Origin of the sequence: Spirillospora sp. NPDC029432 (genome assembly GCF_040703975.1) — a bacterium.
Classification (GTDB): domain Bacteria; phylum Actinomycetota; class Actinomycetes; order Streptosporangiales; family Streptosporangiaceae; genus Spirillospora.
The window spans coordinates 1-12,448 of sequence record NZ_JBEZWH010000122.1; the positions used below are offsets into that span (position 1 = coordinate 1).

The 12,448-nt window shown below is 74.9% G+C and carries 11 protein-coding genes; 6 read left to right on the plus strand and 5 right to left on the minus strand.

Features of this window, described 5'->3' with window-relative positions; all coding sequences use genetic code 11:
• Positions 1-54: 54 nt before the first annotated feature.
• Positions 55-2,328: an MMPL family transporter gene (locus tag AB0881_RS40770; RefSeq protein ID WP_366626185.1), complete on the minus strand. Its 2,274-nt coding sequence runs from the start codon at positions 2,326-2,328 to the stop codon at positions 55-57.
• Between the two features lie 122 nt (positions 2,329-2,450).
• Between AB0881_RS40770 and AB0881_RS40775 the strand changes: the two genes are divergently transcribed.
• On the plus strand, positions 2,451-3,146 hold the full coding sequence (locus tag AB0881_RS40775; RefSeq protein ID WP_366626187.1) for a TetR/AcrR family transcriptional regulator: 696 nt from the start codon (positions 2,451-2,453) through the stop codon (positions 3,144-3,146).
• 25 nt (positions 3,147-3,171) lie between these two features.
• Here the strand turns inward: AB0881_RS40775 and AB0881_RS40780 are convergent, their stop codons facing one another.
• Positions 3,172-4,032, minus strand: a complete 861-nt coding sequence (locus tag AB0881_RS40780) for an NAD(P)H-dependent oxidoreductase (protein WP_366626189.1) — start codon at positions 4,030-4,032, stop codon at positions 3,172-3,174.
• 132 nt (positions 4,033-4,164) lie between these two features.
• Here AB0881_RS40780 and AB0881_RS40785 point away from each other — a divergent pair, with 132 nt between their 5' ends.
• Positions 4,165-5,127 carry a helix-turn-helix domain-containing protein gene (locus AB0881_RS40785; RefSeq protein ID WP_366626191.1) on the plus strand — a complete coding sequence of 321 codons (963 nt, stop codon included), beginning with the start codon at positions 4,165-4,167 and terminating at the stop codon, positions 5,125-5,127.
• 50 nt (positions 5,128-5,177) lie between these two features.
• Here AB0881_RS40785 and AB0881_RS40790 read toward each other — a convergent pair whose 3' ends face one another.
• Positions 5,178-6,239, minus strand: a complete 1,062-nt coding sequence (locus AB0881_RS40790; RefSeq protein WP_366626193.1) for a trypsin-like peptidase domain-containing protein — start codon at positions 6,237-6,239, stop codon at positions 5,178-5,180.
• Positions 6,240-6,442: 203 nt separating this feature from the next.
• On the opposite strand from AB0881_RS40790, the gene AB0881_RS40795 reads away from it, so the two are divergent.
• The gene (locus AB0881_RS40795; RefSeq protein WP_366626196.1) at positions 6,443-6,772 is read left to right on the plus strand and encodes a hypothetical protein; all 330 of its coding nucleotides are present in this window, start codon (positions 6,443-6,445) and stop codon (positions 6,770-6,772) included.
• A 152-nt stretch (positions 6,773-6,924) separates the two neighbouring features.
• On the opposite strand, the gene AB0881_RS40800 is transcribed toward AB0881_RS40795, so the two are convergent.
• Both AB0881_RS40800 and AB0881_RS40805 read right to left on the minus strand, forming a co-directional pair.
• On the minus strand, positions 6,925-9,444 hold the full coding sequence (locus AB0881_RS40800; protein WP_366626198.1) for an excinuclease ABC subunit UvrA: 2,520 nt from the start codon (positions 9,442-9,444) through the stop codon (positions 6,925-6,927).
• Between the two features lie 180 nt (positions 9,445-9,624).
• Positions 9,625-10,155 (minus strand): pyridoxamine 5'-phosphate oxidase family protein, encoded by a 531-nt coding sequence (locus AB0881_RS40805; protein WP_366626200.1) that lies wholly within the window; start codon positions 10,153-10,155, stop codon positions 9,625-9,627.
• Between the two features lie 186 nt (positions 10,156-10,341).
• Between AB0881_RS40805 and AB0881_RS40810 the strand changes: the two genes are divergently transcribed.
• From AB0881_RS40810 to AB0881_RS40820, 3 genes are all read left to right on the plus strand, one after another.
• Complete coding sequence (locus AB0881_RS40810) at positions 10,342-10,866, plus strand: GNAT family protein (RefSeq protein ID WP_366626202.1); 525 nt, start codon at positions 10,342-10,344, stop codon at positions 10,864-10,866.
• A gap of 35 nt (positions 10,867-10,901) precedes the next feature.
• Positions 10,902-11,642, plus strand: a complete 741-nt coding sequence (locus AB0881_RS40815) for a spermidine synthase (RefSeq protein ID WP_366626203.1) — start codon at positions 10,902-10,904, stop codon at positions 11,640-11,642.
• 141 nt (positions 11,643-11,783) lie between these two features.
• Positions 11,784-12,371 (plus strand): biotin transporter BioY, encoded by a 588-nt coding sequence (locus tag AB0881_RS40820; RefSeq protein WP_366626205.1) that lies wholly within the window; start codon positions 11,784-11,786, stop codon positions 12,369-12,371.
• Positions 12,372-12,448: the final 77 nt, after the last annotated feature.

The window sequence follows — 12,448 nt, forward strand, 5'->3', positions numbered from 1 at the left end:
GCGGCGCCGTACCGGGGCCGGGTGACCCGGGCCCGGTACGGCGCGCCGGGGTGTTCAGGGGGCCGGGGCGGGCGCGGGCGCGACGTCGCCCTTGTTCCCCGTGTCGCTCTTGTCGTCCTTTCCGGCCGCGGGTGGGGAGTGGGGTGGGGGGTGTTCGGTGAGGGCGATGCGGTGGTGCAGGCGGCGGAGCGGGGCGGGGGCCCACCAATTGGCGTGGCCGGCCAGGCTCATGGCGGCCGGGAGCAGGACGCCGCGGATGAGGGTGGCGTCGATGAGGACGGCCAGGGCCATGCCGATGCCGAGCTGCTGGAGGAAGACGACGCGGCCGGTGGCGTAGGCGGCGAAGGAGGCGGCGAGGATGAGGGCGGCGGCGGTGACCAGGGGGCCGCTGCGGGCGATGCCGAGGGGGATGGAGCGGCGGGGGTCGCCGGTGCGGTCGTACTCGTCCTTGATGCGGGCGAGCAGGAACACCTCGTAGTCCATGGACAGGCCGTAGGCGACGCAGAACATCAGGATGGGGATGCTCGGTTCGATGGTGCCGGTGGGGGTGAAGCCGAGCAGGCCGGACAGGTGGCCGTCCTGGAAGATCCATACCAGGGCGCCGAACATGACCGAGAGGCTGAGCAGGTTCAGGACGGTGGCCTTGAGCGGGGCGACGAGGCTGCCGGTCATCAGGAACAGCACGGCGAAGGTGACCAGGACGATGATCGCGGCGACCAGCGGGAGGCGGCGGGTGACGCCGTCGCGGTAGTCGGTGAGTTCGGCGGGGTAGCCGCCGACGAGGACGCGGTAGGGGGCGGGGACCGAGCGCACCTGGCGGACCAGGCCGACGGCGTCGGCCTCCAGGCGTCGCGAGGAGGGGACGGCCGCCAGCCAGGTGCCGGTCCCTGACGTGCCGATGTGGGAGGTGCCGGTGGGGGCGGGGACGCGGCGGCCGGCGGTGTAGGAGCCGGCGGCGGAGTCGACGCGGACGATGCCCTCGGCGCGGGAGAGGCGGGCGGCGTAGCCGGCGGTCGCGGGGGTGTCGGCGGTGGTGGCGGCGGGGGCGACGATGGTGAGCGCGTCGGCCTCCTCGACGGGGAAGGAGGCGCGGACCTGGTCGTACATCTGGCGGGCGGGGGCGTCGGAGCGCAGGACGCGGTCGTCGGGCAGGCCGAAGCGGACGCCGAGGAAGGGGGCGCCCATGAGCAGGACCAGGCCGAGGGCGGCGCCGCCGAGCAGCAGGGGGCGGCGGACGACGCGGGCGGCGGCGCCGTACCAGAGTCCGCCGGGTCCCCGGCCGGTGCGGGCGCGGTGCGGGTGGCGGCGCTGGACGCGGTGGCCGAGCAGGGTCAGGGCGGCGGGCAGCAGGACGGTGGCGCCGGTGACGGCGGCGGCCACGACGGCGACGCCGGCGTAGGCGAAGGAGGCCAGGAACGGGAAGGGGAAGGCCAGCAGGGCCGACAGGGCGGCGGCGACGGTCAGGCCGCTGAACAGCACGGTGCGGCCGGCGCCGCGGACGGTGGCGGCGACGGCGTCGGGGACGGGCAGGCCGCGGGCCAGTTCCTCGCGGAAGCGGGTGATGACGAACAGGCCGTAGTCGACGCCGAGGCCGATGCCCATGACCAGGGCGATGTTGGAGGCGAAGGTGGAGATCTCGGTGAGGGCGAGGGCGCCGCGCAGCAGGGCCAGCGCGCCGGCGACGGCGAACAGGCCGACGCCGAGGGTGACCAGGGCGGCGGCCAGGCGGCGGTAGACGGCCCACAGCAGGAGCAGGACCAGGGGCAGGATGATGAGTTCGGCGCGGACGAAGTCCTGGCGGGCCTGTTGCATGACCTGGCGGAAGACCTCGTCGCCGCCGCCGACGGCGACGGTGATGTGCGGGGTGCGGCGGGTGAGGTCGGTGGCCAGGTCGGGGAGCAGGTCGCGGCGGACGTGGTCGGCGTCGCCGGGCAGCCAGGCCAGGACCAGGGCGTGGCGGGCGTCGGCGCTGCGCAGGGTGGTGGTGCCGCCGCGGGTCCAGTAGGACCAGGCGGCGCCGACGCCGTCGCGGGCGGCGAGTTCGGCGGTGAGGGCGCGGCCTTCGGCGGCGACGGCGGGGTCGTCGACGGTGCCGGTGCGGGCGGTGACCATGAGGGCGAGGTTGGGGCTGCCGGTGGAGTGGCCGCGGGCCAGGGCGTCGCGGGCGGCCATCGATTCGGAGCCGGGGGCCTCGAACCGGTTGAGGGACAGGGCGTCGATGGTGCCGGCCCCGATGGCGCCGGCGGCGATCATCGCTGCCAGCCCGGCGGCGATGATCCAGCGTGCCCGGCGGGCGATGAGGCCGCCGAGGCCCGGTCGTGGGTGCATGGGTGGTCTCCCCCTGGGTGCGCGGACCCGAATATGCGAGCATTGACTCGTATCTAGTGGCCGAGAATACGAGCGACTACTCGTGTTTGCAATACTCGGATGATCCGGAAGGGGGTGGAGGCGTGGCCGAGGGGGCCTCAGGGCGCGGCGAGGAGCCGGACGCGCGGGACGGTGACGCGCGCGGCGACGCGGGGCGTGACGGCGCCGCGCGGCCGCGCAAGCGGCAGGCGCGCGGCGAGCGGCGGATGCGGGAGATCCTGGACGCGGCCGCGGGCGTGTTCGCCGAGTGCGGGTACGAGAAGGCCACCACCAACGCGATCGCGGCCCGGGCGCGGATCTCGCCGGGGTCGCTGTACCAGTTCTTCCCCAACAAGGAGGCGATCGCGCAGGCGCTGGCCGACCGGTTCACCGAGCAGATGGGGGCCGCGCACCGCGAGGCGTTCGGGTCGCCGGGCGTCGGGGCGCTGCCGGCGGCGGAGATGGTCGACCGGATGGTGGATCCGATCATCGCGTTCAACATCGCCAATCCGGGGTTCAAGGCGCTGTTCGCCCGCGCGGACATGCCGGCCGGGCTGGCGGCCGCGGCGCGGCCGATCCAGGCGGCGCTGCTGGGCCGGGTGGAGGCGGTGCTGGCCGAGCGGGCGCCGGCGCTGTCGGCCGAGGAGCGCACCCGCTCGGCGCGGGTGCTGATCCAGATCTTCCAGGCGATGGTGCCGATGGCCACGGCGGCGGACGGCGCCGAGCGCGACGCGGTGATCGCCGAGGTGAAGAAGGTGCTGCTCGGCTATCTGGAGCCGCTGGAGCGGCGGCGCCCCTGACCCGGCCGGGCCGCGGCGCCCGCGCTCAGCACGCCGCCCGCACGGCCGGCGCGCCCGCCTCCGCCTCCGCGTCCGTCTCGGTGTCCGTCTGGGTGGGGGCCGAGCCGGCGGGCGCGGGGTCGTGGCGGGTGTGGATGTCCAGGCCGGCGCGGCCGGGCTCCAGGTGGGGGCGCAGGATCAGGTCGGTGTCGTAGTCGCCGCCGGACTCGCGGCGGTACGGGACGGGCGCGTCGGTGGCCAGGCCGCGCAGCCGCTCGCGCAGGCGGGCGGCGGCGGGCGCGTACCGGGCGGGGGTGAGGCGGTCGGCGCCGGGGATCAGCAGGGGCGGCAGGACGGTCATGCCGGTGTACCACAGGGTGCCGTGCAGCAGGGGGAACAGCAGCTGCTCGGTGTCGCCGTGCAGGCCGCGGGGGCCCATGCCGGTGCCGCGGGCGCCGGCGGTGGTCACCACCAGGGCGCGCTTGCCGGCCAGGTTGCCCTCGCCGTAGCGCAGGGTGCGGCCTTGGGTGTCGGTGACGCCGAAGGCGAAGCCCTGCACGAAGACGCGGTCGAACCAGCCTTTGAGGATGGCGGGCATGCCGTGCCACCACAGCGGGAACTGCAGCACGACCGCGTCCGCCCAGGCGATCTTGTCCTGCTCGGCGCGGATGTCGGGGCCGAGGGCGCCGGCGGCCTGGGCGCGTTCGGACGCCGCGCCGACCTGGAGCCGTTCGCGGGGGTCGTGGCCGTAGTCGGCGGCGCGCACGACCGGGTCCCAGTCCATGGCGTACAGGTCGGAGCCGCGGGTGCGGTGGCCGAGGCGGGCCAGCTCGCGCAGGCCCTCGTCGCGCAGGGCGCCGTTCAGCGAGCGCGGTTCGGGATGGGCGAAGATCCACAGCACGTTCACGGGGATCGTCCTCCTTGGATTCCCGGCGGGACTTGGCGGGGCTTGGCGGGGTGGTGTGTCCGGTTCCGATGCTGGCGTGCCGTGCCGGGCGCCGAAAGTGGCCCGATGGCCATGATGTGAAAGGATCCGGCCATGGGTGAGCGGGTGGCGGTCCTGGTCCGCGACGGGGTGCTGCCGATGGAGCTGGGGCTGGTGCACCAGCTGTTCGGCGCGGCGGTGTCGGCGGGCGGCGAGCGGCTGTACGAGGTGGTGACGTGCGCGCCGGAGGCGGGGCCGGTGCGTACCGACGCCGATTTCACGATCGTGGCCGAGCACGGGCCGGAGGCGCTGGAGGGGGCGGGGACGGTGGTCGTCCCGGCCTCGCACGAGCTGGACGAGCGGGACGCGGAGCTGCCGGCGCCGGTCGCGGCGGCGCTGGCGCGGATCGTTCCGGGCACGCGGATCGCCTCGATCTGCACGGGGGCGTTCGTGCTGGCGGCCGCGGGGCTGCTGGAGGGGCGGCGGGCGACCACGCACTGGCGCTCGTGCGCGCGGTTCGCCGAGCTGTTCCCGCACATCGAGCTGGATCCGGGCGTGCTGTACACCGACGGCGGGGACGTGCTGACCTCGGCGGGCGAGGCGGCGGGGATCGATCTGTGCCTGCACATGATCCGGTGCGACCACGGCGCGGGGGTGGCGGCGGAGGCGGCGCGGCGCACGGTGGTGCCGCCGCACCGGGAGGGCGGGCAGGCGCAGTACGTGCCGCGGCCGGTGGCCGAGCCGGGCGGGGCGTCGACGGGGGCGGCGCGGGCGTGGGCGCTGGCGCGGCTGGACCGGCCGGTGACGCTGGCGGAGATGGCGGCGCGGTCGTCGATGAGCGTGCGGACGTTCACCCGGCGGTTCCGGCAGGAGACGGGGATGGCGGCGGGGCGGTGGCTGGCGCTGCGGCGGGTGGAGCGGGCGCGGCAGCTGCTGGAGGAGACCGACCTGCCGGTGGACCGGGTGGCGGCGGAGGCGGGCTTCGGGACGGGGGCGTCGCTGCGGCAGCATCTGCAGGCGGAGCTGGGGGTGTCCCCCACCGCCTACCGGGCCACGTTCCGCGGCCCGGCCGCCTGACCGCCCGGCCCCGCCTTCCGCCGGGCGGAGGCGGGTGGGGCGGGTGGGGGTCAGGCGTGTTCGGCGTCGAGTTCGACGGGTTCGGCGATGACGTCGACCATGGCGCCGTTGCGCAGGACGGTGATGGGCAGGGGGCGTCCGATGGCCTCGGCGAACATCAGGCGCTGCAGGCTCTGGGCCTGGCTGACGGGCGCGCCGCCGGCGGTGAGGACCAGGTCGCCGCGGCGCAGGCCGGCGCGGTCGGCGGGGGCACCGGGGACGACCTCGGCGACGCGCAGGGCGCGGTCCTGGCCGAGGCGCTCGCGCTGGGCGGCCGGGACGGGCACGGGGACGGCGGCGACGCCCAGGTAGGCGCGGCGGACGCGGCCGTCGCGCATGAGGGCGCCGATGATGCGGCGCGTGGTGGCGTTGATGGGGACGGCCAGCCCCAGGCCGATGCCGGCGACGGCGGTGCTGACGCCGACGACGCGGGCGGCCGAGTCGGCCAGGGCGCCGCCGGAGTTGCCGGGGTTGAGGGCGGCGTCGGTCTGGATGACGTCCTCGATGACGCGGGCGGCGGTGCCGCCGCGGGTGGGGACGCTGGTGGGCAGGGAGCGGCCGAGGGCGGACACGACGCCGGCGGTGACCGAGCCGGCCAGGCCGAGGGGGTTGCCGACGGCGACGACGAGCTGGCCGGTGACCAGGTCGTCGCTGTCGCCGAGGGTGACGGGGCCGGGGGTGTCGCCGGCGGCGCGGACGACGGCCAGGTCCGACAGGGGGTCGGTGCCGACGACGGTGAACGGGGTGGTGGTGCCGTCGGCGAAGGCGGCCTGGCCGGTGCGGGCGCGGCCGACGACGTGGGCGTTGGTGAGCAGGAAGCCGTCGGCGGTGAAGGTGACCGCCGAGCCGGCGCCTTCGCGGCCGCGGTGGCGTACGCGCAGGGCGGCCACGCGCGGGGTGAGCTCGCGGGCCACGGCGGTGACCACGCGGGAGTAGGCGTCCAGGGGCCGTTCCAGGGGCCGTTCCGGGGGCTGGTCGAGCGGCTGGCCGGCTGACTTGCCGTGGGGCTGGTCAGGGGGCTGGGCGGCGTTGCCGCCGGGGTCCGCGGGGCCGCCGGTTCGAGGGTCGTCCATCGCACCTCCCGAGATGATTACATCGTTACACGGTAACCCGGGGAGGGGAAGGCCGCTTCCCGCCTCATCGAAACGATTGCGTACACTTTCGCGGGCGGCTAGTGTACGAAACGGTTTCGTTTCGAACTGTGCCGTTGCATTCCAGGCGAGTGGTTGCCGGTTCGCGGGCGGGCACGGTCCCCTTCGGCAGTGAGGATCGGCGCATGTGGCAGGCGATCGTTCTCGGGTTCCTCGGCGGCGTGATGGGCGGCAACGCGGTCCCGCATTTCGTGCGCGGCATCACGCGCCGCCGCTACCCCAATGTCATGGGCAGCGGGCCGGTGCCCAACGTGGTGGCCGGGTGGGCCGGGCTGGTGATCGCGTGGCTGCTGCTGGAGCCGGTGGCCGGCGGCGGGCACCGCGGCTGGGCGCTGGGTGCCGCGGCGGCGGGCGTGCTGGTGATCGGCCTGTTCCACGCCGGGCCGGGCGCGTTCGGCGGCAAGGACCCGGACCCGGACCGGGGGCGGCACGAGGCCGCCGGCGCCGCGTCCTGACCCGCTCCCCTGCTCCGCGTTCAGGGGGACCTCCGGGAACTCCCCCGTTGGCGGAGTTCCCGGAGGTCCGATAGGAATCTCCCGTCGCTTTCGGGCTAGGCGTGGCCGTGGGGGCAGGCGCAGGGCGTGACGCAAGACCGCGTTCTTGCCCTTCAGCGGTGCGTGTTTTCCCGCACCGTCAGGAGCGGCAGGCCCGCCGCGTACCGGCGGAGGAAGCCGGCGGTGGGGGTGTCGGTGGTCGCGATGGTGTCGGGGGTGCCTTCCGCGACGATGGTGCCCCCGTCCGGGCCGGCTCCCGGCCCCAGGTCGATCACCCAGTCCGCGGACGCGGCCACGGGGATGTCGTGTTCGGCCAGGACGACGGTGTTGCCGGAGTCGAGTAGCACGTCGAGCGCGTCCACCACGCGCTGGACGTCGGACGGGTGCAGGCCCGAGACGGGCTCGTCGAGGACGACGAGGCCCGCCTTGCGGCTCGCGGCACCGCGCTGGATCGCGGACGCCAGCTTCAGCCGCTGCGCCTCGCCGCCGGACAGCTCTGTGGCGCTCTGGCCGAGCTGGAGGTAGCCGAGCCCGACCTGGTTCAGGGCTCCCAGGGTCGCCGCGAGCTGCCGGGGCTCGGTGAACCGGTCTGCGGCCTCGGCGACGGTCAGCTCCAGCACCTGATCGATGGCCAGCCCCTGGTACCTGATCTCCAAGGCCTCTGGCTTGTAGCGCCGGCCCTCGCACGCGTCGCAGACCACCCACACATCCGGCAGGAAGTGCATGTCGACCAGCTTGCGGCCGTGACCGGTGCAGGTCTCGCAGCGGCCGCCGTCGGTGGTGTTGAAGCTGAACCAGGAGCCGTTGAGTCCGCGCCCGCGTGCCGCGTCGGTCTCGGCGAACAGCCTGCGGATGATGTCGAACGCCTTGCTGTAGGTGGCGGGGTTGGACCGCGGTGTTCGCCCGAGCGGGTCCTGGTCGAGGACGGCGACCCAGCCGAACCCTCCGATGCCGGTCACCTCCCGCACCGTGCCGGTCGCGGTCCCGTTCAGGGCGGCCTCCACGCTCGCCCCGAGCGCGCCGAGCAGGCTGCTCTTGCCGCTGCCGCTCACGCCGGTCAGGCAGGTGAGCCGGCCGGCGGGGAAGCGCACCAGATCCGCGGTCACGTTGTGCGTGCGCAGGCCGTGCAGCTCCACCCAGCCGGTGCCGTCCCCGGCCGGGCGGCGGGTTCGGCGCAGCCGCGGTCCCTCGCCGGCCAGGTAGCGCCCGGTCAGCGACCGCGGGTGGGCGGCCGCGTCGGCGGGAGGCCCCGACACCATGACCTCGCCGCCCAGGCGGCCCGCGCCGGGCCCCATGTCGATCACCCAGTCGGCTCGGGCGATCAGCTCGGGGTCGTGCTCGACCAGGAGCACGGTGTTGCCGGCCTCGCGCAGTTCCAGGGCGATGTCGAGCAGGTGCGCCTTGTCCGCCGGATGCAGCCCGGTCCCGGGCTCGTCCAGGACGAAGACGATGCCGCTCAGCTCGGTGCTGAGCTGAGCGGCGAGCCGGGTCCGCTGCAGCTCGCCCCCGGACAGCGTCGCCGCGCTCCGGGACAGCTGGAGATGGGCCAGACCGAGCCGGTCGAGGATTCCGAGCCTGCGGCCCAGGTCCTGCAGCAGCGGCTCGGCCACCTCGCGCCGCCGGGCGTCCAGGCCGTCCGCCACGCGCTTCGCCCAGTGGCGTACCTGCCGTACCTCCACCGCGAGCAGGTCGGGGTAGGTCAGCCCACCGAGCCGGACGGAGCGGGCGACCTGGTCGTACCCGCTGCCGTCGCAGGTGCCGCAGGGCTCTTTGCGCATGTACGGCAGGTAGCGCTGCTTGGCGCCGGGGGTCTGGGCGTTCACGAACACCCGTTCCACTTCGGCGAGCGCGCCTCGCAGCGGCTGGCTGGAGGTGTAGGTCATCAGGGCCGTCTCGTTCTTGTTCGGGATGTCGACGGTCGCCTCGACCTTCTCCTCGCCCGTGCCGTACAGCACGCAGTGGCGGAACTCCTCGGGCAGCGACCGCCACGGCCGGCCGAGGTCCACGTTCCGCTTCTCGGCGAGCGCCGGTACGAACGCGTGCTCCCCCGACCGCCACTTCGCGTACCAGGGTGAGGCGCCTTCGAAGAGCGGAAGCTCGGGGTGGGTGATGATCAGGTCTTCCTGTGCCTGCCAGCGCCCGCCCACCCCGTGGCAGTCCGCGCAGCTCCCTTCGGGTGTAGTGCGGTCGAAGTGTGCGGTCGTCAGGTGCCCGTCCCCGCTGCCGGCCGCCGGGGTCGCGCCGATCCCGGGAAGGCGCGAGTACAGCAATCCCAGGTGTCCGTCGATGCCGGTGATCGTCGCGACCGTGGAGCGGGGGTTGCGGTTGAGGCGGCGCTGGTCGACCGCGAGCGTCGCGCCGAGTCCGAGGATGCGGTCGACCTTCGGCCGGTTGCGCTGGGTGATGTACTGCCGCACGAACGGCGAGAGTCCTTCCAGATACCGCAGTTGGGCCTCGCTGTGCAGGGTGTCGATGGCCAGCGAGGTCTTGCCGCTGCCGCTCACTCCGGTGAAGGCGACGAGCCGCCCCTTGGGGATGCTCACCGACACGTCCTGCAGATTGTTGGTACGGGCCCCCACCACGTCGATGGTCTCGCGCGCCGCACTCGCGCCGTCCCGTTCGAATGTCGTCAACCTTCGTCCCTCTATCTCACGCGGCAGGACAGGGGCGGCCAGGTCCCCGCGCTCCCGCCCGTGCCGAACAAATCGATCACGCCGCCATGCGACGGCCGCTCGGCGCGATGGCGCCGAGCGGCCGCTTCACCGGCTCTGTCAGCCGGCCCGTGGCCGTCCCGATACGGCCCGTGCCGCGGATCAGGTCCGGGACACCGCGGTGAGCGTCCCGGCATCGGATGCGTAGACGCTCATCCAGTGCGGATGCAGCCGGTAGTAGACGACCTCGTCGTCCCAGTCGAAGGAGTCGTCGCCGTAGAAGTCCTTCAAGTACGCGAGCAGGTCCGGCCAGTCCGCGGCCGGCTCGCCGTGCCGCGGATTGAGGATCTCCACCGTGCCGTGCGTGAACACGCCCAGGTCCTCACCGCGCATGTGCGCGGCGCTGACGGCCGGGCGGGCGGCCAGGTGGCGGGCCTTCACGGCATCGCGCGCCGTGCCGAAGTGCCACTTGCCGTGCAGGAAGTGCCCGTCCACGCCGCTGATCCGCGGTTCGCCCTTCGCCGTCACGGTGGACAGGGCCAGGGTGCACATGCCGGTGAGGACGCCGGTGAGCTGCTCCGCGGTCAGGGTCCTCTCGGTGCTGATGATCGAGCGGAGGTGCGAGGAGGAGCGGGACAGGGAGGCGTCCAGCAGGGCCTGCAGCTGTTCGAGTTCTTCTCGCGTTTCGCGCATGGAGCTCCTCGTCCTTCTCTTCCTTGTCCGTCTATGGGGCTCGGTCCGCGCCCGCCATCGGCGCCGACCGGTGAACCCATGATCTCCTTGAAACCTGACATCTTCTGTCAGGCTTCTGGTCTCGCGGTCGGGTTCCGTCCGGCCGATCGCGGGGTGCGGGGCGGCGCGTTCCCCCACAATCGACGCATGGAAGATCATCTGAGGTTGTGCCCGGTCCGCGAGGAGGACCTGGCGACCATGGACGCGCTGGTCGGCGATCCGGAACGCGCCGGCACGTTCACCTGGACGGGGTTCACCGACCCGCGGTGGCGCCGGCGCGCCTGGGAGGACAACGGCCTGCTGTCGCCCGAGGAGGGCAGCCTGATGGTGGCGGACGGCGAGGAGCGGCTGGGGTTCGCCCAGTGGCGCACCCGCCGGCACTCGCGCAACTCCCAGTGCTTCGAGATCGGCATCGCGCTGGTGCCCGAGGCGCGCGGCCGCGGGTACGGGACGCGCGCGCAGGTGCTGCTGGCCCGCTACCTGTTCGCCCACTATCCGGTGCACCGGCTCGAGGCCGACACCGAGGCCGGCAACGTCGCCGAGCAGCGGGCTCTGGAGAAGGCGGGGTTCACCCGGGAGGGCGTGCTGCGCGGGTGCGCGTGGCGGGACGGGGCCTGGCGCGACGGCGTCCTCTACAGCCTGCTGCGCACCGACCCGCTGCCGGCGGGGTGACCCGCGCGGGGGCGGGTGATCAGTAGGCTCGGGGCATGCCGTTTCGCAGTACGCAGCCGTGGCCGCCGGACGCGGCCGAACCGGTGGTGGTCGAGCGCGCCGAGGGGCCCGGCGGGGAGCTGGTGCTGCGCGCGGCGCACGCCGGCCACTACGAGATCATCAGCAACGGGACGTTCCTCATGGACACCCGCAACGGCGAGTCCGAGCGGCTCCTGGTGGAGGCGGCCCTCGGCGGACTCGCCGGCCCCGGCGGGCCCGGCAGGCCTGAGGGTGCGGGCGTGCGGGTGCTGGTCGGCGGTCTGGGGGTCGGGTTCACCCTGGCCGAGGCGCTGCGGCACGAGCGCGTCGCCGAGGCGGCGGTGGTGGAGCGCGAGCCCGCCGTGATCGGCTGGCACCGGGAGGGCGGCCCGCTGGCGCCGTTCTCGCGCGGCGCGCTGGCCGACCCGCGCGTCCGCGTGCACCGCGCCGACCTGGTCGAGCTGCTCACCGCCGGCCCCGCCGCGATGGGCGGCCGGTTCGACGTGGTGTGCCTGGACATCGACAACGGTCCCGACTGGACCGTCACCCCCGGCAACGCGCGCCTGTACGGCCCCGAGGGGCTGGCGGCGCTGCGCCGCGCGCTGACCGGGCGCGGCCGGCTGGCGGTGTGGAGCGCGGGCGCCTCCCCCGCCTTCGAGGAGCGGCTGCGGGAGCGGTTCGCCGCCGTGGACGCGCTGCCGGTGCCGGTGCCGCGCGGCGAGCCCGACATGATCTATCTGGCCCGCGACCTGCCCTAGCGCCGCCCGCCGGCGCCGCCGCACGTGCCGCCCGGGCGGGGGCGGACAAAGACGGGGGCGCCGATGTTGGAGCCCCGCGCATGTCCCCCGGACACCCCGTTCGCTAGGTTTCGGCCTGACACAACCTGTTTGGAGGGACTTGTGGCTACCGTCCACGCAGCCCAGCGCCGCACCGCCGTCCTGGGCGACCTGCTGCCCGGCTCCCTGGCCCGCGACACCGCGCTGGTCGCCGGGTCGGCGCTCTTCGTCGGCCTGGCCGCCCAGATCGCCGTGCCGCTGCCCGGCACCCCCGTCCCGGTCACCGGGCAGACCTTCGCCGTGCTGCTGGCCGGCGCCGCCCTCGGCTGGGGCCGCGCCGCGCTGGGCATGGTGCTCTACCTGGCCGCCGGCATGGCCGGGATGCCGTGGTTCGTCGACGGCCAGTCCGGCACCGGGCTGCCCACGCTCGGCTACGTGATCGGCTTCGTCGTCGCCGCCGCCGTCGTCGGCCGCCTGGCCCAGCACGGAGGCGACCGGACGGCGCCGCGCACCGTCGGCACCATGCTGCTGGGCACCGCCATCATGTACGCCGCCGGCGTCCCGTACCTGATGGCCTCCCTGGGCGTGGACCTCGGCAAGGCCCTGGAGCTGGGCGTCACGCCGTTCCTGGTGGGGGACGCGCTGAAGGTGGCGCTGGCCGCCGCGCTGCTGCCCGCCGCCTGGAAGCTGGCCGGCCGCCGCGGCGCCTGACCCGCCGCGGCCCCGAGCCCGGGCGTGACGGCCCGGGCCGGCGGCCGCACCCCGGCCGCCGGTGCCCCGCGGGGCAC